Origin of the sequence: Catenuloplanes sp. NPDC051500, assembly GCF_044454585.1 — a bacterium.
Taxonomy (GTDB): Bacteria; Actinomycetota; Actinomycetes; order Mycobacteriales; family Micromonosporaceae; genus Catenuloplanes.
In genome coordinates this window covers 306,385-332,127 of the sequence record NZ_JBITDX010000004.1, presented here as the reverse complement: position 1 = coordinate 332,127, position 25,743 = coordinate 306,385, and the positions used below count along the sequence as shown (strand labels likewise).

Genomic DNA, 25,743 nt, shown 5'->3' with positions numbered 1-25,743 from the left:
AATCCTTTACTAGTGGGAAAAAGGGGCGGTACTGGAGCGAATGGCCAGACGCGCCGGCACGATGTCACGCAGCGTGTCCGGCGGGAGCGGCGCGCGCTCCAGCTGCGTCAGGAGCATGCGCATGCTCCGCCGGCCGACCTCGGTGAAATCCTGGGTCACGGTGGTCAGCGGCGGGGGGAAGAACTCCGCTTCCGGTATGTCATCGAAACCAACCACGCTCACGTCGTCCGGAACGCGGATGCCGGCCTCGCGCAGCGCCCGGAGCGCGCCGAGCGCCATCTGGTCATTGCCGACGAAGATCGCGGTGATCAGGCCCGGCTCGGCGCGTGCCCGCGCGACCAGCTCCGCGCCGGCCTGATAGCCGGAGCGCGGGCTCCAGTCGCCGCGGATCGGCGGCGGCACCGGCGCACCGGCCGCGGTGAGCGCGGACTCCCAGCCACGCACGCGCGCGTCCGCCTCAAGCCAGTCGGCCGGGCCGCCGATGTGCCAGACCGTGCGGTGACCGAGGTCGAGCAGGTACTGGGTGGCGAGTGCGCCGCCGCCGGCCTGGTCGACCGCCACGATCGGGACGTCGCCCGCGTTGGGCCCCTCGACCGCGACGACCGGCAGCCCGGCCGGCAGGTCGAGGATCGCCTCGATCGCGGCGTGCTGCGGCGCCAGCACGATGTAGCCGTCCACGGACTGGGCGGACAGGTAGTCGAGCGCTTCGCGTACCGTCTCGCGGGTGATGGTCTTGAGACTCACGATCGAGACGAAGTAGCCGGCCTCGCGCGCGGCCTGCTCGATGCCGTAGAGCGTGCTGGCCGGGCCGAACAGCGTGGTGTCGAACGCGACCACGCCGAGTGTCTGGGTGCGGCTTGTGACAAGCGCCCGCGCGGAGAAGTTCCGCCGGTAGGCCAGCTCCTCGATCGCGGCGAGCACCCGGTCGCGGGTCTCGGGCCGCACGTTCGGATGCTCGTTGAGCACGCGGGAGACCGTCTGGTGGGAGACACCGGCCAGGCGTGCCACGTCGGCCATGATGGGTGGGCCCGCCGTCCGTCTGCGCGGCATGCGCGGCTCACCGCCTCCCGAAATCCGCTGTTCACAACGCCGTGATGTGGGGAACATTGTTAGCGTTAACATCCGAGGTCGTCAAGGGCTGGTTTTGCGGACGACACCCACCCTGCGACAACGGATCAAATTCACGATCATCAAACCGTCGTGGGTACGCGCAAAGGCCCCCGGCCCGGCTCACGGCCGAACCGGGGGCACCCCAGCGGAAGGTCTGTTACAGCGCCGGGTAGGCGTTCTGCATCAGCTGGGTCAGCTGCGCCGGGAAGAACGCGCCGGAGATCGGAGCGCCCGCGAGCGCGCCGCTCATGCTGTTGCCGTTGCGGGCGTTACCGGTGTAGGTCGGGTCGCACATCCGGTCGAAGCCCTTGCCCTCGTTGTTCGGGATCTCGGTACTGGAGCCGTCCGACTCGCCCGGGGGCTTGACCCAGACGTAGGCGTCGATGCCGGACTCCGGTGCCGCCTTCGGCCGCTCGCCGAGGCCCGCGCCGTCCTGGTTGCACCAGTTACCGGCGTGGATGCGGCGGTCGACGCGGGACTGGTTGACGAACGTGTTCACGTCGGTGGAGGTGCTCGCCGCGGTCGGCCGGTTCGGGCCGCCCCAGCCGTTGCGGCTGGTGTCGATCAGCATGCCGATGTCCGAGCGGAAGCCCCGGGAGATCAGCTCGGTGCGGAACGCCTGCGCGAACGACAGCTCGTCGACGTAGAAGTTCCAGTCGACCCACTTCGACTGCCGGACCGTCTGGCCGCCCACACTCGTGTTGGCGTTGAAGAACGGCTCCTTGAGAGCGGAGTAGTTCGCCGTGTTGGTGATGAAGCCGGCCACGTTGTTCACAGTGCTGCCGGAGGCGGTGGCCGCCTGGTAGAACAGCGCCGCGGACGGGCCGAAGTTGGTGTCCCAGCCGATCCAGCCGTGGTGCGCGGCGTCGATGTAGTTGTAGACGTTGCCGATCGGGCCGAGCTTGGCCAGCGCGTAGCCGACGCCCTCGACGTACCCGTTGTTCGCCTTCATCGTGCGGCACATCTCGGTGCCGGCCGCGCCCTCGACGTTCGTCACCAGGTTCGGCAGCGAGTCGATCTCGATGATGTTGACGATGCGCAGGTTCTTGTACTTCGCGTCGGCCTGGATCGCCGCGATCGGGTCGATGTACTCGGTCTTGTATCGCGGCAGGTCTGTCGGGCCGAGCTCACCGTTGGAGGCGAGCGCGGCACAGTCCCGGCCGGGCAGGTTGTAGATGACGAACTGGATGTAGCCGGCGCCCTGCGCCAGAGCCGCGTCCAGGTGGTCACGCACGCCCATCGCGCCGTTCGAGCTGCTGCCGTCGGTGCCCTCGATCGCGGCGATCCGGTCGATCCAGACCGCGGTCGGGTTGCTGGAGATCCGGCTGCCACCGGAGACCGCCTCCGCCTTCGCCTTCCACTCCGGGTTGACGTAGCCGGTGGCGCCCACGTACGGGTTGTCGACCTTGGCGCCGGTGCCCGGGCCGGGCGTGGTCGGACTCGGCGTCGGCGTGGTCGGGCGCGGCGTCGGCGTGGTCGGGCTCACCGTCGGGGAGCTGGTGCCGCCCACCGCGCCGGTGCAGACCGTGCCGTTGAGCGAGAACGTGGTCGGCGCCGTGTTGGTGCCGGAGTAGGTGCCCTGGAAGCCGGGCGTCACGGACGCGTTGGTTCCGAGCGACGCGGCCCAGGACGGGTTCCGCACGGTGACAGCGGTGCCGGACTGGGTGAACTCACCGTTCCACCCCTGGGTGACCTGCTGGTTGCCGGACCAGCTCCAGGTGAGGTTCCACCCGCTGGTGATCGGGTCACCGAGGTTGGTGACCGTCAGGTTGCCGGTGAAGCCGGTGCTCCACTGATTCACGGCATAGGTGACCTTGCAGCCGGCGGCCGCGCTGGCCTGCGAGGCGGCCACGACGATGCCGGTGGTGGCGAGCGCGAGCGCGGTGACCGCGGTGAGACCGCGGCGCCACCGCCTCGAAGGACCCGAGACGAGTCTCATGCTTGTATCTCCTAGGTTGTCGCAGATCGCCGAGGGCGCACTTTTCCGCTCGGCGAGGTGTGGGTGCGCCAGCTCGCGGACGCACTGGTCCCACGAGGTGACACTCCGGTGAGCAGCCCGCCCAACCCGGTCGGCGAGCAACACGTTGAGATCCTCGGCCCGCCTCGCGAGTGGTGGGACACCGCTCGCGTGCCCTTGGCGGCCGCTCGCATCGACTCCGGATGCGACTGCGGTGAGTTTTGCATGGGAGGGCTCCCATGCACAAGAGATGACGAAACGATTACCGCATCGTTGCACGTCAAAGTGTTGAAATCGAGAATTGTCCATTTCGACAGCTCGGCGGGCACCGTATGATCACAACGGCCGATCGGTGATTGCCTGCCCGATCGGCTTGGAACACTGTGGAGGGTGGCGTGCCAACCACTCCTGCGCACCTTGTGACGTGGTGAAACGGTGCACTAGCGTCGATACGGACCGGAGAAGCGGGGGCGGCATGAGGGCAGGGCAGGACGCGGTCGTCATACCACCGGGGACCGTGCTGCGGCTGGCAAAGGACGACCAGCGCGCCGGCGTCTGGTCGATCTGGATCCGGATCGAGCGCCTCGGGCTGCGCGACGAGCGCTGGCAGCTGGTCGAGGGCCAGCAACTCGCCGAGGACGGCACCCCGATGGGCCGCGTCCAGGTCTGGGCCGCGATGGAGGCGCTCCGGCGCGGGCTGGCCCTGAGCTGACCTGACCGGGCTTGGCGGAGTGGCTTGCCGGGCCGCACAAATAATCTAGGGTGGAACCGCCGGGTCAGTAACACGGCGGCGACAACCGGTACATCCGGACGACACCTGCCCACGACAGCCTTGACCGCTCATAACGCGTGGGCTGACGGGAGCACTGCGGGCGTGGATCTGCACACGATCTCCGAGATCATCGCAGGGCCGGACGCGCTGGACCCCGCCGCCTGGCGGCCCGGCGACGGCTGGCTCGGCGGCGGCACCTGGCTCTTCTCCGAGCCGCAACCGCACCTGCGCCGGCTTGTCGACCTGCCGAGTCTTGGCTGGCCCGCGCTCACCGTCACGGACGACGGGCTGGAGATCGCCGCGACCTGCACGATCGCGGAGCTGCACGCGTTCGCCGCGCCGGAGGGGTGGGCCGCCGCCCGGCTCTTCCCGCCGGCCTGCCGCGCGCTGCTGGGCAGCTTCAAGATCTGGAACGCGGCCACTGTCGGCGGCAACCTCTGCCTCGCGCTTCCGGCCGCCCCGATGATCTCGCTGACCGCCGCGCTGGACGGCGTCTGCACGATCCTCGGGCCGTCCGGGCCGCGCGAATTGGCAGTCACCGACTTCGTCACCGGGCCGCAGCGGTCCGCGCTCGAACCCGGTGAGCTGCTGCGGTCCGTGCACCTGCCGGCCGCGGCGCTGTCCACGCCGGCCGCGTTCCGGCAGATCTCGCTGAGCCCGGCCGGCCGGTCCGCCGCGTTGCTGATCGGGCGCCGCACCGCCGGGCTGGAGCTGACCGTGACCGCGTCGGTGACCCGGCCGCTGCGGCTGTCGTTCGAGACGCCGCCGACCGCTGCCACGCTGCGGGACGCGGTCGCGGCGATCCCGCCCGAGACCTACCACGACGACGTGCACGGTTCCCCGGCCTGGCGCCGCCACATGACGTTCGAGCTGGCCGAGGAGATCCGGGCGGAGTTGGCGTGACGTACTCGATCAACGGCAGTGAGACCGGCGCCGTACCCCGGCCGGGTCAGTGTCTTCGCACCTTCCTGCGGGAGCAGGGGACGTTCGGCGTGCGGAAGGGCTGCGACGCGGGCGACTGCGGCGCCTGCACGGTGTGGCTGGACGGGACGCCGGTGCACAGCTGCGTGACGCCCGCGTTCCGGGCCCGGGGGCGGGACGTCACCACCGTGGAAGGGCTGGCCGACGGCGCTGACCTTCACCCGGTGCAGCGCGACTTCGCTGAGGCGCAGGGCTTTCAGTGCGGGTTCTGCACCAGCGGCATGATCATGACGGCCGCGAAGCTCACCCCGGAGCAGCGCGCCGACCTGCCGCACGCGCTCAAGGGCAACCTGTGCCGGTGCACCGGGTACCGCGCGATCGAGGACGCGATCAACGGCGTCCCGCATGTGGAGGCCACCAGGGCCGGCGCCTCGGCCGGGCACAACGCGGCGGCACCCGGGGCACGCGAGATCGTCACCGGGAAGGCGCTGTTCACGCTTGACCTGCCGCCGGACGGGCTGCTGCACATGAAGCTGCTGCGCTCGCCGCACGCGCACGCCCGGGTGATCGCTGTCGACACCAGCGCGGCGCTGGCCGTCCCCGGCGTGCGAGCGGTCTTCACCCACGAGGACGCGCCGCCGGTGCTCTACTCAAGCGGCAGGCACGAGCACCTGACCGACGACCCGGACGACACGCGCGTACTCGACGACGTGATGCGGCACATCGGCCAGCGGGTCGCGGCCGTGGTGGCCGAGACCGTGGCCGCGGCGGAGGAGGGCGTGCGCGCGCTCGTCGTGGAGTACGAGGTGCTGCCCGCCGTCTTCGACCCGGAGCTGGCGATGCGGCCGGGCGCGCCGGTGATCCACCCCAAGCCCGCGGCGGAGTCGCGGATCGCGTTCCCGGAGCGGAACACGATCGCGGAGATCCACGGCAACCTGGGCGACGTCGCGGCCGGGTTCGACGAGGCCGACGCGATCTACGAGCAGATCTACCACACGCAGCGCGTGCAGCACGCGGCGATGGAGACGCACGGCTGCGTCGCCTGGGTGGACGAGCGGGGCGCGCTCACGGTCCGGACCAGCACGCAGGTGCCGTTCCTGACCCGGTCGGCGCTGTGCGCGGTGTTCAACCTGCCGCCGGAGCACGTGCGGGTGCTCACCGTGCGCGTCGGCGGCGGGTTCGGCGGGAAGCAGGAGATGCTTGTCGAGGACGTGGCCTCGCTCGCCGCGCTGCGACTCGGGCGGCCGGTGCAGCTGGAGCTGACCCGCGAGGAACAGTTCACCGGCACGACCAGCCGGCACCCCATGGCCATCTGGGTACGGGCCGGAGCGCGCGAGGACGGCACGCTCACCGCGCTCCAGCTGCGGGTGGTGTCGGACACCGGCGCGTACGGCAACCACGCGGCGGGCGTGCTGCACCACGGCTGCGGGGAGTCGGTAGCGGTCTACAGGTGCCCGAACAAGAAGGTGGACGCGTACGCGGTGTACACGAACACGGTCCCGGCAGGTGCGTTCCGCGGCTACGGCCTGAGCCAGACCATCTTCGCGATCGAGTCGACGATGGACGAGCTGGCCCGCCTGCTGCACATCGACCCGGTCTCGTTCCGCGAGCGCAACGTGATCCGCCCCGGCGACCCGATGGTCTCGGTGAGCAACGAGCTGGACGATGTGGAGTACGGCAGCTACGGCCTCGACCAGTGCCTGACGCTGGTCCGGGACGCGCTTGCCGATTCCCGGAACTCCGTGCCCGCGCCCGGGCCCGGCTGGCTGCTCGGCGACGGCGTGGCGCTGTCGCTGATCAACACGATCCCGCCGCGCGGGCACTACGCGGAGACTGACGTGCGGCTGCTGGCGGACGGCACCTACCAGCTGATGGTCGGCACCACCGAGTTCGGCAACGGCACCTCGACCGTGCACACCCAGCTGGCCGCGACCGCGCTCGGCACCACGCCGGACCGGGTGGCGATCGCGCAGTCGGACACCGCGCTCGTCGGGCACGACACCGGTGCGTACGGCTCGACCGGCGTGGTGGTGGCCGGCAAGGCGACGCTGCTGGCCGCGCAGGCGCTGCGACAGCGGCTACGGGAGGCGGCCGCGGTGCTGACAGCGCTGCCGCCGGAGGAGTGCGAGCTGACCGAGGAGGGCGTGGTCTGCGGCTCCGGGACCATGCTGGGCCTGCCGGAGCTGCACCGCCGCGCGACCGAGGCCGGGCTGCCGGTACAGGCGCACGCCAGGACGGACGGCTCGCCGCGCTCGGTCGCGTTCAACGTGCACGGTTTCCGGGTCGCGGTGCGGCCGCGTACCGGCGAAATCTTGATCCTGAAAAGCGTGCACGCGGCGGACGCCGGCGTCGTGCTCAACCCGATGCAGCTGGTCGGCCAGATCGAGGGTGGCGTGGCGCAGGCGATCGGCGCGGCGGTCTACGAGGAGATGAGAATCAGCGCGGACGGCCGGGTGGTCAATCCGGCGCTGCGCGACTATCACCTGCCGCAGTTCGCGGACGTGCCGCACACGGAGGTGCTCGTGGCGAAGACCGCGGACACGCTGGGCCCGATGGGTGCGAAGTCGATGAGCGAGAGTCCGTTCAACCCGGTCGCGCCCGCGCTTGCGAACGCGGTACGGGACGCGACAGGCGTGCGGCTTACCTCGCTGCCGCTCGGGCGGGACCGGGTGTGGGAGGCGCTCGCGCACGCGGGCGTCACGGCGGAGGACCCAGCCGGCGGGCCGGCGCCGCACGCGGTGCCCGGCCTGCCCGAGGAGACGGCGGTGGAGCGGCGATGACGACCGGCGACAGGGCGTTCCTGGATCTCGCGGTGGCGGCCGCGGTGGCGAACGTGACGGAGGGCGGCGGCCCGTTCGGCGCGCTCGTGATGCGCGACGGCGAGGTGGTCGCGACCGGTGTCAACCAGGTCACCAGCACGCTCGACCCGACCGCGCACGCGGAGGTGGTGGCGATCCGGGCCGCCTGCCGCACGCTCGGCACGTTCAAGCTTGACGGTTGCGTGCTGGTCAGCTCGTGCGAGCCGTGCCCGTTGTGCCTGGCCGCCGCGCTGTGGGCCCGGGTGGACCGGGTGGTCTACGCGGCGGACCGGCACGATGCGGCGGACGCGGGCTTCGACGACCGGGCGTTCTACGACCTGTTCGCGAAGCCGCGCGAGGAGTGGCCGGTGCCGGTGACTCAGGCGGAGGCCACGGACCGGGTGGCGCCGTTCACCGCGTGGACGGCGCGACCCGATCGCGTGGAGTACTGACCCGCGGGGTGGCCGGGTCGCGGCGCAGCACCACCACGTACTCGCTGCGGGCCGCGTCGAGCAGGCCGAGGCTCAGCGCGCGGACCAGGCCCCGGGCCAGCGACCAGCGCCATCCGGTGACGCCGATCTTCCGCCGGAACCGGGTCTGCTTGTCGTCCTCGAAGTAGCCCTCGAAGACCGGGGCGAGGCCGTGCCGGGCCACAAGCGTGGCGATCGCGGCCGGGGCGATGCCGCGGCGCAGCGTGGTCGGGTAGGGGCCGTAGCCGGGCTTGCCCGCGTTCGGGAAGCCGAGCACGCGGCGGCGGAACCAGACGTGGAACGCGTGCGGCGTGAGCTTGGTGAACACCGACTTCGGGCTGTAGAGGTGCGGGACCGCGAGCACGACAAGGCCGCCGGGCGCGACCATCTGCGCGAAGCGGGCGATCAGCGCCTCCGGCCGCTCGACGTGCTCGAGGACGTACCAGCAGGTGATCAGGTCGAACGAGTCGGCCGGCGCGGTGTAGTCGTGCAGGTCGCCGATCACCCGCTCGTGCAGGCGTGGATTGAGGCTCATGGCGGTGTCGTCGGTGTCCACGCCGACGATGTAGGCGTCGTCCGGGACGTCGAGCCGGATGCGCTTGCCGGCGCCGGCCTCAAGCGCGCGAAGCGGCGCCCCGGCGGGCGGGCGGAGCAGGGCGGTGACCATCCGCTGCAACGCTGCCGTCACCTCGTCCGGGGTGCCGAAGACAGGATCGGCACCCCACTCGACCCGAGCCCTCTTGTCCGATTCATCCGACATAAATGCATTATTCAGATTTGGCGGTACGAGGAGGGGCCCGGCGCGCCGGAACGTCAGTCGATCGGGCGCTTGAAGTGGTATCGGTGCACCTCGGTGGTGCCCTGCAGGTTGTTCACGTCCTCGACCGCGGTGATCATCTCCCAGCCCGCGGCGCCGGCCTGATTCAGCTGCGAGATCACTGCGGTGCCGTAGACGGTCACGTCCTGGACGGTGCCGTCCGGGGCGTACCAGGCGAACGTGATGCGCCACTGCCCCCCGTCCGGAACGCGGCGGCGGATGAGCAAGGCGTACTCCCACTTGACCATGTGAGCATTATGCCGAGCGAATCACCCGATCGGTGGGTTCGCGAGGTCTCGACCCCGGCGTCACGATCCCCCGCCCGTGGCTCCGCCGGGCAAAAAACTGAAGACGCGCGCTTAGGTGCCGAATGGGAGCGTGACGGGTGGTTTCCCGCACCCGCGAGTTGCGGTGGTGGAGGCACGGACGCGATGGTCCCGGTCGACGAGGTGCTCTACGAGAGCGATCGCACCCTCGTGACGCGGCGCTGGTCCCCGGGCACGGACCCGGTGGTACTCAAGCGGCTGCGCGGGCCGCATGCGGAGGACCGGGCCCGGCACGAGCGCGCGATGCTCGAGCGCGCCGCGGGCGTACCCGGGGTGCCCGCGCTGACCGCGGCCGACGACGGCGGTGGTGACCTGGTCGCGTTGACCGGCGGCGACGGGCGCACGCTCGCCGCCACGCTCGCGGACGGCCCGTTGCCGGTCACGGCCGCGCTCCGGCTCGCCACCGGGCTGACCGCCGCGCTGGCCGGCCTGCACCGGCGCGGCATCCTGCACCGTGACATCACGCCCGCGAACGTGCTGCTCGACCCGGCCGGCACCCCGACACTCATCGACTTCGGGCTGGCCACCGCGCAGGTGGAGGGCCCGGACGCGGGCCGGCTGATCGGCACGCTCACCTACGTGGCGCCGGAGCAGACCGGGCGCACCGGGCGCGGCGTGGACCAGCGCGCGGACCTCTACGGGCTGGGCGCGACCGTCTACGCGGCGCTGACCGGCGGCCCGCCGTTCCGGGACGAGGATCCGCTCCGGCTGGTGCACGACATCCTGGTGGTGGTGCCGGAGGAGCCGGACGTGCTGAACGCGCACGTGCCGGCCGTGCTCTCCGCGATCGTGATGCGACTGCTCGAGAAGGAGCCGGACCGCAGGTATCAGAGCGCGGAAGGGCTGGCGTACGACCTGTCGCACGCCTCCACGCCCGGATTCGTGCTCGGCGAGCGCGACTTTCCGGCACGGCTGATCGCGCCACCGCGACCTGTGGGCCGGGCCGCCGAACTCACGGCGTTGCGTACCGCACTGGCCGGCGGCACCTCACTTGTGACGATCGGCGGGCCGCCTGGCATCGGCCGGTCCAGCCTGCTGGCCGAGGTGCGGTCGATGGCCGAGGAGTCCGGTGCGCGGTTCGTCAGCGGGCGGTTCGACCCGCGGCGGCTGGGACCGGGCGAGGACGGGCTGTCTGTCGCGTTCGGGGCGCTGGGACGGCTGCTGCTGTCCGAGTCGGAGGCGACACTGCACGAGGTCAGGGGGCGGCTGCGGCGGGAGCTGGGCGTGAAGAACGCGGCGCTTGTCGGGCGCGCGACGCCTGACTTCGGGGCGGTGCTCGACCTTCCGACCGGAGAAGCGCCGGAGCCGATGGACCCGGAGCAGCTGGAGAGCCGGCTCATCGAGGCCGCGGTCACCCTGCTGCGGGTGATGTGCTCCCGGGCGTACCCCCTGGTGCTGGCGCTTGATGATTTTCACCTGGCGCCGCAGACCCCGGCCCGGGCGACCGCGGCGATCGCGGCCGACGGGCCGATCCCGGGCCTGACGCTGATCATCACGCACCGGGAGAACACGGTGGCGCTGCCCGAGGCGGCCGGTGACGTGTTGCGGCTGCGGCTCGGCGGGCTCACCGTGGCGGCGGTCACCGACCTGATCACGGACGTGCTGCGCGCGCCGGTCGCCGACGCTGCCGGGCTCGCCGAGGCGGTGCACGCGCGGACCGGCGGCCACCCCGCGGACGCGCTGGCGCTGCTCAACGAGCTGCGTGCCACCGGAACGCTCCGGGTCCGCACGGCCGGCTGGACGTGGGACGCGGACGCGCTGCGCCGGCATCTCGGCGCGGGCGACGCGGGCGAGCGGCTGGCCGCCCGGATCGCCGCGTTGCCGCAGCCCGCGCGCGACATGCTGATCGTGCTGGCCTGCCTCGGCGGGGAGGCCACGCCGGAACTGCTCGGCGCCGCCTGCGGACTGTCGGCCGGCCTGGCCCTCGATGCGCTCGCGCCGGTGCTTGACGACGGGCTGGCCGTCTTCGCCGGGGAGACGGTACGGACGGGCCACGAACGGGTCCGGGCGGCGCTGGGGACGGACGTGGACGCGGCCCGGACCGGGATCGCGCGGCGGCTGGCGGCGCTGCCCGCGCATCGTGAGGTGGCGGCGGATCTGTTCCTCGCCGCCGGCACACCTGCCGATCCGGCTGACCGCGCGGTGGCCGGCCCGCTGTTCGCGGAGGCGGCGGAGACGACCCGGCTCCTCGACCCGGGACAGTGCGAGCGGTACCTGAGCGCGGCCGTCGCGGCGGCGGACCGCGGGGACGCGTTCACGCTGCTGATGCTCCACGTCCACAGGCACGCCGCGCTCTGCCGGCTGGGGCGGCTTGACGAGGGCGACGAGGTCTACCGGTACATCGAGATCAACTGCCCGGACCCGATCGGCCGGGTGCCGAGCGCGTGCGTGCAGATCAGCTCGCTGAATCGGCGGGTCCGGTTCACTGACGCGCTCGAGCTCGGCAGCGACCTGCTCGGCCGGATCGGGCTGCCGGTCGTCCCGGACCCGGACGAGATGCGCCGGGAGTCCGACGCGGGCATGGAGCGGCTGTCCCGGTGGGCGGAGCACCTGCCGGAGAACGGTGATCCGCGCCCGGAGAACGGGGACCGCGCCCATCAGGCCCGCGCGAAGCTGATCAACGCGTTGATGCCGAACGCGGTGGTGGCCAGCCCTGCGATGATGTCGTGGCTGCAGACGACCGCACACCGGCTGTGGGTGGCGGACGGCCCGGCGGCACAGCTGACCGCGCCGGTGGCCGCCTGCGGATTCGGGCTGATCCGCGCCCGTGACGACTACCACAGCGGGTACCGGATCGTCCGGTTCCTGCTTGCCGACTGCGAACGGCGCGGCTGGGACCAGGCCGCCGCGGAGCTGCAGTTCATCTTCCTGACGTGGGCCGGTCACTGGCACGAACGGCTGGAGGACGTGCTCCCGGTCGCTCGGGCCGCGTTCACCGGGCTGGTACGCACCGGCGCGACCACCCAGGCCGGGCTGGCGTGCAGCGGGCTGGCCGCGTACATGCTCGACTGCGGCTCGCTCGGCGCACTTGAGGAGCAGGTCACGGACGCGCTCCGGTACGCCCGGAAGACCGGGCACGCCCAGGCCGGGCTGGTCCAGAACGCGTTCCGGCATTTCGTGCACACGGTCCGCGGCGACACCGACGACGAGTTCGACGAGGCGGCCCACCTGACCAGGGTCGCCGGGAACCCGCCGGCCGCGCACACCGCACACGCGCTGCGCGGGCTCGCCGCGCTGATCGCCGGCGACGACGAGACGGCGCTGGCCTCGGCCCGGGCAGCCGCGGAACTGGCGCCCCGGAACCCGGGCTTCTACCTGGTCACCACGACCCGGGTGCTCTGCGTGGTGACCGGCGTGGACCTGGACGGGGCCGCCGCCTGGCTGGACGCGCGGGCCGCGGACGCGCCCGGCAACTTCGCGCACCTGGCCGCGCTGGCCGCCGCGGAGCGGGCCAGGCGGGACGGCGACCGGTGGGCGGCCACCGCGCACTACGACACCGCGCTCCGCGAGGTGAGCCGGCGGCGACGGCCCTGGCACTACGCGGTGATCGCGGAGCGGGCGGCCGCGTTCCAGCTGGCCGAGGGGAACGAGTACGCCGGCAACGGGCTGCTGGGCCTGGCGCGGGACGCCTACGAGGAGTGGGGCGCGACCGCGAAGGTCCGGGCGCTTGACGACACGCACCCGTGGCTGCGTGGCCGGCGCACCGACCTCGACCGGCTGCACAGCACCAGCGCCTCCTCCGCCGGCGGCCTGAACAACCTGGACATCGACCTGGTGGGCGTGCTTGACGCGGCCCGCACGCTCAGCTCGGAGACGCGGGTGGGCGCGCTTCGTGAGCGGGTCGACGAGGTGCTGCGGTCGCTCACCGGCGCGACGGACGTGACGCTTGTGGTCGCGGCGGACACCGACTCCGGCCCGCGGTCCGTGGTCCGGTACGTGCAGCGCACCCGCGCGGCCGTGCTGAGCGGCGACGCGGTGCGCGACGACAGGTTCGCCCGCGACCCGTACTTCGCGGGCGTGGCCCGGTGCGCGCTGCTTGCGGTGCCGGTGGTGGCGCGCGGCGAGCACATCGCGGTGCTGATCCTGGAGAACCGCAGCAGCCGGGACGCGTTCACCGCGGACCGGCTCGACGCGGTGCGCCTGGTCACCGGCCAGCTCGCGGTGTCGCTCGAGAACGCGCAGCTCTACGCGTCGCTGGAGGCCAAGATCGCGGACCGGACGCGGGAGCTGGAGGAGGCGAACGCGCGGCTCGAGCAGCTTTCGATCACCGACCCGCTGACCGGCCTGACGAACCGCCGCCGGATGGACACGCTGCTGGACTCGGAGTGGCGGCGGGCCGCCCGCCCGAAGCACCCGCTCTCGATCGCCATGATCGACATTGACTACTTCAAGGGATATAACGACCACTACGGGCATCAGGGTGGCGATCGATGCCTGACCGCGGTCGCGAAGACCGTGGCCGCTGCCGTGCGCTCCACCGACTACGTAGCCCGGTACGGCGGCGAGGAATTCTGCATCATCCTCCCCGAGACACCGCTCGCGGACGCCCTCATCGTGGCCGAACGGGTACGGGCCGCGGTCGAGGCGCTCCGCGAACCGCATACGCTGTCACCGCACGGCGTCGTCACCGTCAGCATCGGTGTCGCCTCCGGCATGCCTGTCCCGAACGGGCCGGTGGACACGTTGCTGAAGCTCGCCGACGAGTCGCTCTACGACGCGAAGCGCGCCGGCCGCAATCGTGTCTCCACCGAATGACAGAGATCCGATAGTGGTGTATGGGCCGGTAGCGGCCCTGTGAGACGAACGATGACGAACCAGGTGGCAACGCACTGGTTTCGTCCGGGTACGGTCCACTTCGTGTCCGACACCCCGCAGCGCGAGATCGCCGGCCGCTATCGACTCCTCCGCCCCCTCGGCCAGGGCGCCATGGGCCGTGTCTGGCTGGCACGCGACGAGATGCTGCAACGCGACGTCGCACTCAAGGAGATCGTGCCCCCAGCCGGGCTGACCGGCGACGAGGTGCAGGAGCTCCGCGAGCGCGCGCTCCGCGAGGCACGGGCCATCGCGAAGGTCAGCCAGAGCAACGTGGTCCGCATCTTCGACGTGCTCCGCACCGGCGAGGAACCCTGGATCGTGATGGAGTACATCGCGTCCGACTCGTTGCAGAAGGTGATCGCGACGACCGGCCCGGTCACGCCGCTGCGGGCCGCGGAGATCGGCCTGCGGGTGCTTGGCGCGCTGCGGGCCGCCCACGCGGTCGGCGTGCTGCACCGCGACGTCAAGCCGGCGAACGTGCTGCTCGGCGAGGACGGCCGGATCGTGCTCACCGACTTCGGCCTGGCCACGGCGTCTGACGATCCGGGCATGACGCGGACCGGCGTGGTGATGGGCTCGCCGGCCTACCTCGCGCCGGAACGCGCGATCGGCGGCCCGATCGGCGCGTCCGCGGACCTGTGGTCGCTTGGCGCCTCGCTCTACGCGGCAGTGGAGGGGCGCGCGCCGTACACCCGGCCGTCCTCCATAGCCACGCTTGCGGCGCTCGCCACCGAGCTGCCGCCGATGCCGCAGAAGGCCGGGCCGCTGCTGCCGGTGCTTGAGGGCCTGCTGCGGCGGGACCCCGCGCTCCGGGTCGACGCGTTCGAGGCGGAACGACTGCTGCGGCACGCGCTCTCCGGCGCGCCCGCGCACGCCGGCGCCGGAATGAGCTCGGGCACCTGGGCCAACGCGGAAGGCGGCGCGGGCAGCGGCGGGAACGCGGCGCAGTCCGCCCCGCACCACCAGTCGGTGCCGGTCAGCGCGCTGTCCCAGGCCCGTCCGCGGCACGCCGGGCCGACCACAATGCTGCCGACCGCGATGCGCCAGCCGGCCGGCCCGACCGTGGAGATCCCGCCGGGCACCGCACTCCCGCCACGCCACGGCCACGGCTATCCCCCGCCGCGCACCCGGGGTGAGTACGGCTCGCTCTACCTGCTGGTCGGCGCGCTGGTCCTGGTGCTGATCCTGGCGGTCGTGCTTGGCGAGCGGGTGTTCAACTCACCGGCCGGCGTCTCCATCATCACCGACGCGCCGACGCTCGGCGCCCCACCGGCCGCGACCGGCTCACCCACGCCGTCGCCGTCACCCACCGCCGCGTCCCCGACGCCGTCCAAGACGAAGGCGTCGCCCACCCCGTCCCGCGCCCCGGTGGTCATCCCGTCCAACCTGACGCCTGTGGTAGCCGCCGGGCGCGTGGTCAACCCGGTCAGCAGCAGGTGCCTGGCGGTGCCGGGCAGCGACCCGGCCAGCACCGCGCCGATCCACATCTGGGACTGCGACGGTACGCCCGGCACGATCTTCACGCTCCCCGGCACCGGCGTGCTCCAGGTGCTCGGCCAGTGCGTCCAGGTCGACAGCCCGAACCTGGGCAGCCAGTTGCACGTGGCCGCGTGCAACGGCAGCCTGGCACAGGCGTTCGCGCTCACGCCGCAGAACCAGCTGATCAGCCTGCAGACCAACAAGTGCCTGGACGTGACCGGCGCGAAAACCGACAACGGCACCCCGGTCCAGGTGTACGAGTGCAACGCCACAGGTGCGCAGCAGTGGGCGGTCAGCTGAGCGGCCCGCCGCTCGAAGACGTCTACACCGCGCTGCCATCAGCTCAGTGGCTCGTCCTCCCGCCACCGCCGCTCGAAGACGATGCGGTGGCGGTCGCCCGGCAGCACGTTGACAGTGCAGGCGACCGGCCGGTCGTCAGCGGTGTATCCGGTGTCGTAGTGCACCGCGACCGGCGTGCCCGGCCCGAGCCCGAGCCGGCGGATCTCGTCCGGCGTGGGCATACGGACGAAGATCTCGTCGACCGCCCGCTCCTGCTTGTGGCCGAGGTCCGCGAGCACCCGGTCGGTGCCGCGCGGAATGTAGGCAGGCGACACGATCTCGGAGTCCTTGACCAGGTCGAGCGGGAAGTGTGAGTCGTTGATGTTGACCGGCTCGCCGTTGATGAACCGCACCCGGCGGCGGATCACCACTGTCGCGCCCGGCTCGACCCGGAGCCGCTCCGCCAGGTCCGGCGTGGCCTGCACCAGCGCCACCTCGATGTTCATGCTCGGCACCCGGCCCTCGTCGCTGATCTGCTGCGAGAACCGGTCCATGGTCGACTGGGCCGGCATCGGCCGGGACTTCTCCTGCGGGCGGTAGAGCAGCCGCTCCCACTCGCGGACGAAGTAGCCGTGCGGCCGCCGCGCCACGATCAGCCCTTCGGTGACAAGCACGCCCAGGCCGGTACGCACGGTCTGCCGGACGACGCCGAACTGCTCGCCGATCTCGTGCTCGGTGGGCAGCCGCTCGCCCGGGGCCAACTCCCCCGACGAGATCTTGTCTCGGTACGCGGCGGCGATGCGCCGGTAGGCGGGCTCCATGCTCCTCCTCAGATCGTCTAGTCAATGTACTTGACGCGCCTCCAACACCGCGACCATCATATTGTCTAGTCAATTTAACAGGAGGCGCCATGGACATCCGTTCGATGACCGACGACCTGGCCACGCTCGTCGCGGTCGAGTCACCGTCCACAGACGACCGCGCGCTCGCCGCAAGCGCCCAGGTCGTCGCCGCGCTCGGCACCCGCCTGCTCGGCTCCGCGCCCGGACGGCACGGACACCATCTGATCTGGCGACACGGCCCGACCCAGGTGCTGCTGCTCGGCCACCACGACACGGTCTGGCCGGTCGGCACGATCGACCGCTGGCCGTTCACAGTCGACGGCGACCGTGCCACCGGGCCGGGGTGCTTCGACATGAAGGCCGGGCTGGTCCAGCTCTTCCACGCACTCGGCACCCGCCCGTCGCTCGACGGCATCACAGTGATCGTCAACGCGGACGAGGAGATCGGCTCGACCACCTCGCGCGGGCTCATCCACGACGCGGCGGCCGGCGCCCGCGCGGCGCTGGTCTGCGAGCCCAGCTCCACCGGCGGCGCACTGAAGACCGCACGGAAGGGCATCGGCAGGTACCGGGTGGAGGTCACCGGCCGCGCCGCGCACGCCGGGCTGGAGCCGCACCTCGGTGTGAACGCCGCGGTCGAGCTGGCCCACCAGACGCTTGCGGCCGCCGCGCTCGGGCTCGGCGACACCACTGTCACACCCACCCTCACCACGGCCGGCACCAGCGACAACACGGTGCCGGCCGGGGCGGCGATGACGATCGACATGCGCGGCTTCGACCCGGCCGAGTTCGACCGGGTGGAGCGCGCGCTGCACGGCCTGCGCCCGGTGCTGCCCGGCGCGGCGATCACTGTCACCGGTGGCGTCTCCCGCCCGCCGATGCCGCCGGGCACCTCCGCCGGCCTGCACCGGCTCGCACATCGCGCCGCGGCCCGGCTCGGCCAGCCCGCGCCGCCCGGAGTGGCGGTCGGTGGCGCGTCGGACGGCAACCTCACTGCCGCCCAGGGCGTACCCACGCTTGATGGTCTGGGTGCGATCGGGGGCAACGCGCATGCGGAGGGCGAGTGGGTGGACCTGGCCGCGATGCCGGGCCGGGCCGCGCTGCTCGCCGCATTGATCTCCGAAACCTTCGGCGCCTCCTCCTGACTGTCGCGTCCACCACTGCCACTCTCCACAGTGCCGCCACCGTCACCCACGGTGGCGGCACACGAATTTCCGGCCGTCCATTGAACCCGGCGGCCCTCCGTCTCGTTTTCTGGGCGGATTTCGGCCTCAGAGAGGGTGCGACGCTGTGCCTCAGATAAGCCTCCGAGAACTTGCCGGTGTGGGCCGTGGCGCCACAGGCATCGTTCTGACCGGACTGGCGGTGGTCTCGATGACCGCGGCCACGATCAGCTGGGGCGTCGCGCTCGCGGCGAACGACGACCTCACCGGGCGTACGGTCGACGACCGTCAGCTCGCCGCGGTGCTCAGCGCCGGTCACTCCTGCCCGATGCTCTCCGCGTCCCGGCTCGCCGGCCAGCTGATGGCCGAGTCCGGGCTCGACGTGGCCGCCACCAAGACCGCGTCCGGCGGCACCGGGCTGGCCGGGCTGGACGACGAGGACTGGAAGATCTGGGCGCCCTGGTCGGCGGCGCCCCGCACCGACACCAACGCGGTCGTGCTCGCGCTGGCCCACAAGATGTGCGGCCTCAGCGGCGAGCTGCGGATGGCAGGCGTCAGCGGCGACCCGTGGCGGCTGTCGCTTGCCGCGTTCCGGTCCGGCCGGGAGGCGGTCGTGCAGGCGGCCGGCGTACCCGACGATGCCAAGACCTACGTGGACGACGCGACCGGGTATGCGGACTACTACCAGGCGCTCCCCCAGTTCGGCGCGGCCGGCGCGGTGGACGCCGTCGACAAGGTCGCGACCGCGCCCGCCGCCGAGGCCCTGCCGCTGCCCGCGGAGTACGTGGCGTCCGTCGCCGCCGCCGGGAAGATCTGCCCCGAGGTCACGCCCGCGGCCGTGGCAGGCGAGGTGATGGCCGCCTCCGGGTTCAACCCGAGCCGGCTCAGCATCGCCGGGCGCGAGGGCATCGCCCAGTTCCGCACGGACGTCTGGCGGAACTACGGGCCGGCCGGCGCGTCCGCCCAGGACGCCGACGTCGCCATCCGCGCGGTCGGTGACGTGCTCTGCCGGCTGACCAGGGAGTTCGCCGGCTTGGAGGGCGACCCGTACCTGCTCGCGCTGGCCGCGTTCCACTCCGGCCCGGACACGGTCCGTCGCGCCGGTGGCATCCCGGACGCGATGACCCGCGCGTTCCTGAAGAACTCGGCCGACTACGCCGACTACTACCGGCTCGACACCCGGATCGGCGGCGCGCCCGCCACGTCACCGTCCGCGTCGTCGTCCCCCGGCGCCTCCGTGCCCGCCCCGGCCCCGGCCTCCAACCGCCCGTCCGCGGGCGCACCCTCCGGATCGGCCGCCGCGTCCGGGTCAGCGCCCGCGCCGAAGCCCGCGGACCGGGTCGGCCTCAAGTACCCGAGCTTCACAAGCGCGAGCGGGCTGAAACTGAACGGCTCCGCGAAGGTCGCGGACGGCCGGCTCAACCTGACCACCGGGCTGAACCAGGCCGGCAGCGCCTACTCAAGCACCACGATCGACGTGACGAGGTCGTTCAGCACCTCGTTCGCCGGCATCATCAGCCAGCCGACCGACGGGTACGCGTTCCTGCTGCAGAGCTCCGGCCCGGGCGCGATCGGCGGCACCGGCGGCGGCATGGGCTACTCCGGAATCAGCCCGAGCATCGCGGTCGAGTTCGACACCTGGCGCGCCGACAACGACCCGAAGTCGGAGCAGCACATCGCGATCCTGCCCGACGGCAACCTCAGCAACCACCTGGCCTGGGCGGACGTCACGTTCGACATGCGGGTCGGGACGCCCACGAACGTGTGGATCGACTACGACGCGGGCGCGAAGAAACTGACCGTCTACGCGAGCCGGAGCAGCACGAAGCCGGGTTCGCCGATGATCACCCACACGATCGACCTGGCGGCGAAGTTCGGCGGGGCGAAGGTCTACGCCGGCTTCGCCGCGGGCACCGGCAACACGAACCTGACCGACACCCGCGACTGGATCGACAGCTGGACGTTCACCGGCAAGTAGGGCCATCATCGTCGGCGTGCCCGTCACCCGACGTACCGTCCTGCGCTCCGGACTCGGCGCGGCCGCTCTCACCCTGAGCGGCTGCGCCGAGCCGGACGCGACCCCGGCGATGTGGGGCACGCCGTCGTCCTCCTCCGCGCCGCCCCTGCCCGTGCCCTCGGCCGCGCCTTCTGTTGATGCCGCAGCCATCGAGGCCGTTCTGACCAGGCAACTCACCCCCACACCACAGAATCCACAGCATCCGGGGTACGCCGGGGCGGTGGCGATCGCGTGGCGGGACGGGCTGCCGCTGGCCTCAGCCACGGTCGGGGACGCGTTGCGGTACCGCGCCGGGCCGGTGGAGCTGCCGGCCGCCGAGCGGGTGGCCATGCGCCCCGACTCGATCTTCGACCTGGCGTCGATCACCAAGGTCTACACCGCAATCCTCACGCTGCGCCTCGTCGACCGGGGGACGCTCGACCTCGACGTACCCCTGTCGCGGTTTCTTCCGCAGTTCACCGCGCCCGGCGTCACCGCCGCCATGCTGCTCACCCACACCAGTGGCCTGCCGGTCTCGCCCGCGACGCCCGCGGGGTTCCTGAGCACGCCGCCGGTGGCCGCACCAGGCACGGTGTTCCGCTACTCGGGCGTCGGCCCGATGGTGCTCGGCCGGCTGATCGAGAAGCAGACCGGGCTGTCGCTTGACCGGGCGCTCCGTGAGCACGTCACCGGCCCGCTCGGCCTGTCCGACACCGGCTACACGCCACTGAGCTGGGTGGACGACCGGGAGCGGATCGCCGCCACCGACGCCCGGACGTCCCGCGGGCTGCTGCGCGGCGAGGTGCACGACGACATCTGCGACGCGCTCGGCGGCGTGGCCGGGCATGCCGGGATCTTCGCCACCGCCGCGGACGTCGCGGTGATCGGGCAGCTGCTGCTGGACGGCGGCACCTACCGGGGCACGCGGATCCTCTCCACGGAGATCGTGGCGCGGATGCGCACCGACGCGAACGAGGGGATGCCGGTCGCGGCCGGCGAGCACCCGGGACGTACCGCCGCGTATGGGCTGGGGGTGGTGCTTGACCAGCCGTGGTTCATGGGCGGGCTGACCTCGCCCGGCACGTTCGGCCACACTGGATTCACCGGGACGTCGCTGCTTGTGGACCCGGTACGGCGCGCGGTGGTGGTGCTGCTGACGAACCGCGCGCATCCGAACTGGAACTGGGCCGATCCGGACCCCTACCGGGTGGACGTGCACGACGCCGTGGCCGCCCTCGTCACGTGAATGCTGTTTTGAATCGTGCGTCCCGGGTAGCCCTATGAGGAGACACGAGGAGGCTGGTATCGATGGCAGGCAGCGAGCACGACGTCAACCGCAGCACCCGCAGTGGTCGTTTCGTCAAGGAAAGCACCGCGGAGCGCTCCCCCGACACCACAGTCACCGAGCACGTCGGCGGTGAGACCAGCGGCGACGAGCGCGAGGTCAACCGCAGCGCGAGCACCGGCCGTTTCGTCCGCGAGACGACGACCGAGCTGCACCCGGCGACCACCGAGACCCAGCGGATCTAGCTCCGCTCGGAGCAGGGCGCGGACCGAATCTCGGTCCGCGCCCTTTTCGCGTCATACATCCGGTGGTCGGGGTCAGACACCGTGACGTCGACGGAGAACGGTGTGAGCACTGATGACAAAAGGCCCTGATCGTGAGATCAGGGCCTTTTCCACGTGCGCCGCGTAGGACTTGAACCTACAACCCGCGGATTAAGAGTCCGCTGCTCTGCCAGTTGAGCTAGCGGCGCTCGATCGGCAACGGAGAGGACACTAGCACGCAGCTCCGCGGCTTTCCGAATCAATTAGCGTCGATGCCGCGCCGTTCCACGACGTGGTTATCGAGACCCGAAACACAAATAACCGAGCCGACCATCAGGCCGACCCGGTAAGTGAAGAGTGCGCCGCGTAGGACTTGAACCTACAACCCGCGGATTAAGAGTCCGCTGCTCTGCCAGTTGAGCTAGCGGCGCTCGTGGCAACGGGGAAACATTAGCACGCTCGTCCGCCACGGCTCCAATCGGTTACCGGGGCCGCGGGCAGGTGTGTCCTGCGCAACGTAAGCACGCTCCGCAGGCGTGCGGGGCTTGCGCTCGTCAGGCAGGATGATGCCGTATCTCGGCTGGTCAGCGGAATAACCGTGCCGAGACACGTCACGGCGGGCATACATGAATAGAGGGCTGGGTCGGATGGGGTGGATCTCTAGGCGTACCGCTGTGGTGGCGGCGCTGGCGATCATGATGCCGTTGGGGCTCGCGGCCTGCGGAAACGACGGCGACGAGCAGGTCGAGGTCGCGTCGCCGTCAACAGGGGTGACGCCGCCGGTGGCGACGTCGGCCACGCCCGCGGTGCCGCTGGATCTGGCGATCACGCCGGCGGACAAGGCGAAGAACCAGCCGGCGAGCGTGGAGATCGGCACGATGGTGGCCGGCGGCACGGTCGAGACCGTGAAGGTCGTGGACGGGGCGGGCAAGGACGTCGCGGGCGCGATGCGCGCGGACGGCACCTCGTGGGTCCCGGCGAAGACGCTCGCGTTCAACGCGTCCTACACCGCGACAGTGACCGCGAAGAGCGCCGCGGGCGAGGCGATCACGCGGACGACGAGCTTCCAGACAATGGGCCGGCCCGGTAAGGAGACCGGCACCGGCCTGTACATGTTCGACGACCACACGTACGGCGTGGCGATGCCGGTCGTGGTCGAGTTCATCCCGGGCGTGCCGGAGAACTACCGGGCGGCGGTGGAGAAGCGGCTGTTCGTGCAGACGGACCCGCCGCAGCCGGGCGTGTGGTCCTGGGTGAAGGGCGGCAGCCAGGCCTACTACCGGGCGCCGGAGTTCTGGCAGCCGGGCACGAAGGTGACAGTGCGGATAGGGATCGGCGGCATGGAGACCGCGCCGGGCAGCTACGGCAACCAGGACCGGACCGCGGTCGCGGAGATCGGCCGGAAGCTGGAGATGAAGGTCGACAACTCGGACAAGCAGATGAAGGTGTTCGAGGACGGCAAGCTGATCCGGACGTTCCCGGTGAGCCTCGGCCGGAAGAAGATGCCGTCCGCAAGCGGCGTGATGGTTGTGATGGAGAAGAAGGAACAGACGGTCTTCGACACCCGCGAGCAGTTCGGCCCGGTCGAGGGTTACCGGGTGGACGTGGAGTTCGCGCAGCGGCTCACCTGGAGCGGCCAGTTCATCCACGCGGCACCCTGGTCAAACGCCCAGCAGGGCAGGGAGAACGTCTCGCACGGCTGCGTCAACGTCTCCCAGGAGGGCGGTCAGTGGCTGTTCGGGAAGACGCTTGTCGGTGACCCGGTGACGGTGACCGGCACCGAGGACAAACTGGTCACCGGCGACGGCTGGACCGCCTGGAACGTCAGCTGGGACGAGTTCGCCAAGGGTTCCGCTCTGCCGATTCCGGACAATCTCAAGACCGTCGCACCGTCGCCGTCGAACACCCCCTGACCCTCTTCCGTGGGATGACCAGTAATGATCACCATGAGTAACTGGTCATCCCACGGTTAAGAAGGCGTTACAACGATTGGTTAGTCCTTTTGGCCGTGTGTGATCACAGCCGCTCCGGGTACCGTTACGGGCCTGGCGCGCGGTGCAACCCTGCATCTCTCGCCGCCCGAAGGGCCCGGTCGCTCTCCACGTCTCCTCTTGCGTCGAGATGCAACCGGAACCCGCTGTGAAACGTGTGGCTTCGGGATCGAGACCTGGGGTTAGGGGACCATGCACGCTACCCGCACCAGCCCGGCACATCTGGATGTGCCCGGCTCACACATACGGCGACGCGCGTTCGGCGCGCTCGTCCTCGTCGGGGTCATAGGCTTCGGCAGTGCCTGCAGCGGTGGCGACTCGTCGCCCACCTGGCAGGCCAACGGCGAGTCCGGGGCGCCGAGCGCGCCGCCGGTCTCGGAGAGCCCGATACCGATCGGCGCCGTGCTCAAGAGCCCGGCCGAGGGCGCCAACGACGTCCCGATCACCCAGGACCTCTCGTTCGACCTGGTCAACGCGGTCTCCGCAACGGTCAAGGTGACGAACGCCAAGGGCGAGGACATACCCGGCGAGCTGTCCAAGGACGGCAAGACGTGGCTACCGAACAAGAAACTCGCGTACGACACCGCCTACACCGCCGTGTTCACCGGCACCGATGCGGCAGGCAAGACCGGCACGACGACCGGCACCTTCACCACGATGAAGACGCCGAAGAATCAGGTACGCACCGTCAGCTTCATGGGCGAGAACGCGACCGTGGGCGTCGGAATGCCCATCATGATCTCCTTCAGCCAGGCCATCCCGGAGAACTACCGCGCCGAGGTCGAGCGGCACCTGTCCGTCACGGCAGACCCGCCACAGGAGGGCTCCTGGGGCTGGGTCTCCGCCGACGAGATCCAGTACCGCCCGAAGGAGTACTGGAAGGCCGGCACGAAGATCAATTACCGTGTCGACCACTCCGGCATCAAAATGGGCAACGGCTGGTGGGGCAAGACCGACTACGACGTCAACATCACGATCGGCTCGCAGCTGATCATGGAGGTTGACAACAAGACCAAGCACATGACCGTCATCAAGGACGGCCAGAAGGTCAAGGACTTCAAGGTCAGCCTGGGCCAGCCGAAGTACCCCTCGGTCAGCGGCACCATGCTCGTCATGGAGAAGCTCCGCAAGACGGTCTTCGACACGTACGGCCAGTTCAGCGACGACGACGCCTACCGCGTCGACGTCGAATACGCGCAGCGCCTCACCTGGGGCGGCCAGTTCATCCACGCCGCCCCCTGGTCCGACGCCTCGCAGGGCCGGGAGAACGTCTCGCACGGCTGCGTCAACGTCTCCCAGGACGCCGGCAAGTGGCTCTTCGAGCAGACCAAGCTCGGCGACCCGGTCGTCGTCAAGGGCACCGGCGTCCCCCTCACCAACGGCGACGGCTGGACCGCCTGGAACATGAGCTGGGACGACTTCAAGGGCCTCAGCGCACTCTGATTCTCATCGAGAAATACCCCGCCCGACATTCGGGCGGGGTATTTCCCTTTCAAGCCTTCGCGTCGGCGGGCAAAGGAAAAGGCCGGTCCGAATGGACCGGCCTCACCGTATGGGGTGATCGACGGGACTTGAACCCGCGACCCCCGGGACCACAACCCGGTGCTCTACCAGCTGAGCTACGACCACCATGCTTTCCACTCGAACCATAGGCCCGTGTGGGGTGCTGACCAATGATAGCCACACCCCACGGGCGCGCGTCGAGCGGGTTACCTCAAAGCTGTGCGGCGATGGCCTTGGCGGTCTCGACGTCCGGGCCGGGCGGCGGGACGAAGATGGTGCGGCGGTAGTACTCCAGCTCGCGGATGCTCTCCTTGATGTCGGAGAGCGCGCGGTGCGAGAGGCCCTTGGCCGGCTGGCCGAAGTAGGTGCGCGGGAACCAGCGCCGGGACAGCTCCTTGATCGAGGAGACGTCGATCATGCGGTAGTGCAGGTGCGAGTCGAGACGGTGCATGTCGCGGGCGAGGAAGCCTCGGTCGGTCGCGATCGAGTTGCCGCACAGCGGCGCGGAGCGCGGGTCCGGCACGAACTGCGTGATGTAGTCCATGACCAGGTCTTCCGCCTCGGCGAGCGTGACCTTCGAGGCCCGCACCTCCTCGGTGAGGCCGGACTTCGCGTGCATGTCGCGCACCACGTCCGGCATGTTCGCAAGCGCGTCGTCGTCGGCGTGGATCACCACGTCGACGCCCTCGCCCAGCACCTGAAGGTTGGGGTCGGTCACCAGGGCAGCCACTTCGATCAGGGCATCCTTGCCCAGATCAAGCCCGGTCATCTCGCAGTCCACCCACACCAGAAGATCAGCCACGTCGACAGCCTACGCGCTGCTCTCAGCTACCGGCGCTGCGTGAGGGAGAGATTCCGGCTCCCCGCCCGGCGACCGCGTTATAGCAGATCACCACCGAAATGGACAGATCTGGTCGAATCACTGCTAAATCCCTAAACTGGGCGATAAGGCGGCG

General features: G+C 70.9%; 18 protein-coding genes and 3 tRNA genes. 12 read left to right on the top strand and 9 right to left on the bottom strand.

Going from position 1 to position 25,743, the window contains the following annotated elements; translation table 11 throughout:
• Positions 1-9 precede the first annotated feature (9 nt).
• Both ACIA8K_RS10795 and ACIA8K_RS10790 read right to left on the bottom strand, forming a co-directional pair.
• Entirely contained in the window at positions 10-1,017 is a 1,008-nt protein-coding gene (locus ACIA8K_RS10795) for a LacI family DNA-binding transcriptional regulator (protein WP_396057632.1), read from the bottom strand.
• A 250-nt stretch (positions 1,018-1,267) separates the two neighbouring features.
• Positions 1,268-3,049: a glycoside hydrolase family 6 protein gene (locus ACIA8K_RS10790; RefSeq protein ID WP_396057285.1), complete on the bottom strand. Its 1,782-nt coding sequence runs from the start codon at positions 3,047-3,049 to the stop codon at positions 1,268-1,270.
• Positions 3,050-3,542: 493 nt separating this feature from the next.
• On the opposite strand from ACIA8K_RS10790, the gene ACIA8K_RS10785 reads away from it, so the two are divergent.
• From ACIA8K_RS10785 to ACIA8K_RS10770, 4 genes are all read left to right on the top strand, one after another.
• Complete coding sequence (locus tag ACIA8K_RS10785; RefSeq protein WP_396057283.1) at positions 3,543-3,779, top strand: hypothetical protein; 237 nt, start codon at positions 3,543-3,545, stop codon at positions 3,777-3,779.
• 162 nt (positions 3,780-3,941) lie between these two features.
• Positions 3,942-4,742: an FAD binding domain-containing protein gene (locus ACIA8K_RS10780; RefSeq protein ID WP_396057281.1), complete on the top strand. Its 801-nt coding sequence runs from the start codon at positions 3,942-3,944 to the stop codon at positions 4,740-4,742.
• Positions 4,739-7,540: a molybdopterin-dependent oxidoreductase gene (locus tag ACIA8K_RS10775; protein WP_396057279.1), complete on the top strand. Its 2,802-nt coding sequence runs from the start codon at positions 4,739-4,741 to the stop codon at positions 7,538-7,540. Before ACIA8K_RS10780 ends, ACIA8K_RS10775 begins: the two co-directional genes overlap by 4 nt.
• The gene (locus tag ACIA8K_RS10770; RefSeq protein WP_396057277.1) at positions 7,537-8,010 is read left to right on the top strand and encodes a nucleoside deaminase; all 474 of its coding nucleotides are present in this window, start codon (positions 7,537-7,539) and stop codon (positions 8,008-8,010) included. The genes ACIA8K_RS10775 and ACIA8K_RS10770 overlap by 4 nt, the downstream gene beginning before the upstream one ends.
• Here ACIA8K_RS10770 and ACIA8K_RS10765 read toward each other — a convergent pair.
• Positions 7,970-8,788 carry a class I SAM-dependent methyltransferase gene (locus tag ACIA8K_RS10765; protein ID WP_396057275.1) on the bottom strand — a complete coding sequence of 273 codons (819 nt, stop codon included), beginning with the start codon at positions 8,786-8,788 and terminating at the stop codon, positions 7,970-7,972. The genes ACIA8K_RS10770 and ACIA8K_RS10765 overlap by 41 nt on opposite strands.
• Before the next feature lie 53 nt (positions 8,789-8,841).
• Positions 8,842-9,093 (bottom strand): hypothetical protein, encoded by a 252-nt coding sequence (locus ACIA8K_RS10760; protein WP_033344409.1) that lies wholly within the window; start codon positions 9,091-9,093, stop codon positions 8,842-8,844.
• Between the two features lie 183 nt (positions 9,094-9,276).
• Here ACIA8K_RS10760 and ACIA8K_RS10755 point away from each other — a divergent pair, with 183 nt between their 5' ends.
• Together ACIA8K_RS10755 and ACIA8K_RS10750 are read left to right on the top strand one after the other, a co-directional pair.
• Complete coding sequence (locus ACIA8K_RS10755) at positions 9,277-13,926, top strand: diguanylate cyclase (protein WP_396057272.1); 4,650 nt, start codon at positions 9,277-9,279, stop codon at positions 13,924-13,926.
• A 102-nt stretch (positions 13,927-14,028) separates the two neighbouring features.
• A complete protein-coding gene (locus tag ACIA8K_RS10750; protein WP_396057270.1) occupies positions 14,029-15,765 on the top strand; it encodes a protein kinase in 1,737 nt (578 codons plus the stop codon).
• A 38-nt stretch (positions 15,766-15,803) separates the two neighbouring features.
• On the opposite strand, the gene ACIA8K_RS10745 is transcribed toward ACIA8K_RS10750, so the two are convergent.
• Positions 15,804-16,565: a GntR family transcriptional regulator gene (locus ACIA8K_RS10745; RefSeq protein WP_396057268.1), complete on the bottom strand. Its 762-nt coding sequence runs from the start codon at positions 16,563-16,565 to the stop codon at positions 15,804-15,806.
• An 89-nt stretch (positions 16,566-16,654) separates the two neighbouring features.
• Here ACIA8K_RS10745 and ACIA8K_RS10740 point away from each other — a divergent pair, with 89 nt between their 5' ends.
• From ACIA8K_RS10740 to ACIA8K_RS10725, 4 genes are all read left to right on the top strand, one after another.
• Entirely contained in the window at positions 16,655-17,731 is a 1,077-nt protein-coding gene (locus tag ACIA8K_RS10740) for a M20/M25/M40 family metallo-hydrolase (RefSeq protein ID WP_396057266.1), read from the top strand.
• 145 nt (positions 17,732-17,876) lie between these two features.
• Positions 17,877-19,727 (top strand): hypothetical protein, encoded by a 1,851-nt coding sequence (locus tag ACIA8K_RS10735; RefSeq protein ID WP_396057264.1) that lies wholly within the window; start codon positions 17,877-17,879, stop codon positions 19,725-19,727.
• A 16-nt stretch (positions 19,728-19,743) separates the two neighbouring features.
• Positions 19,744-20,991 (top strand): serine hydrolase domain-containing protein, encoded by a 1,248-nt coding sequence (locus ACIA8K_RS10730; RefSeq protein ID WP_396057262.1) that lies wholly within the window; start codon positions 19,744-19,746, stop codon positions 20,989-20,991.
• A gap of 62 nt (positions 20,992-21,053) precedes the next feature.
• A complete protein-coding gene (locus ACIA8K_RS10725) occupies positions 21,054-21,275 on the top strand; it encodes a hypothetical protein (protein ID WP_396057260.1) in 222 nt (73 codons plus the stop codon).
• A 154-nt stretch (positions 21,276-21,429) separates the two neighbouring features.
• Here the strand turns inward: ACIA8K_RS10725 and ACIA8K_RS10720 are convergent.
• Together ACIA8K_RS10720 and ACIA8K_RS10715 are read right to left on the bottom strand one after the other, a co-directional pair.
• A tRNA-Lys gene (locus ACIA8K_RS10720) sits at positions 21,430-21,502 on the bottom strand.
• Positions 21,503-21,651: 149 nt separating this feature from the next.
• Positions 21,652-21,724 (bottom strand) — tRNA-Lys (locus ACIA8K_RS10715).
• 216 nt (positions 21,725-21,940) lie between these two features.
• Here ACIA8K_RS10715 and ACIA8K_RS10710 point away from each other — a divergent pair.
• On the top strand, positions 21,941-23,206 hold the full coding sequence (locus ACIA8K_RS10710) for an Ig-like domain-containing protein (RefSeq protein WP_396057258.1): 1,266 nt from the start codon (positions 21,941-21,943) through the stop codon (positions 23,204-23,206).
• A gap of 270 nt (positions 23,207-23,476) precedes the next feature.
• Positions 23,477-24,727 carry an Ig-like domain-containing protein gene (locus tag ACIA8K_RS10705; RefSeq protein WP_396057256.1) on the top strand — a complete coding sequence of 417 codons (1,251 nt, stop codon included), beginning with the start codon at positions 23,477-23,479 and terminating at the stop codon, positions 24,725-24,727.
• A gap of 110 nt (positions 24,728-24,837) precedes the next feature.
• On the opposite strand, the gene ACIA8K_RS10700 is transcribed toward ACIA8K_RS10705, so the two are convergent.
• Together ACIA8K_RS10700 and orn are read right to left on the bottom strand one after the other, a co-directional pair.
• Positions 24,838-24,913 (bottom strand) — tRNA-His (locus ACIA8K_RS10700).
• Positions 24,914-24,998: 85 nt separating this feature from the next.
• The gene (orn, locus tag ACIA8K_RS10695) at positions 24,999-25,589 is read right to left on the bottom strand and encodes an oligoribonuclease (protein WP_396057254.1); all 591 of its coding nucleotides are present in this window, start codon (positions 25,587-25,589) and stop codon (positions 24,999-25,001) included.
• Positions 25,590-25,743: the final 154 nt, after the last annotated feature.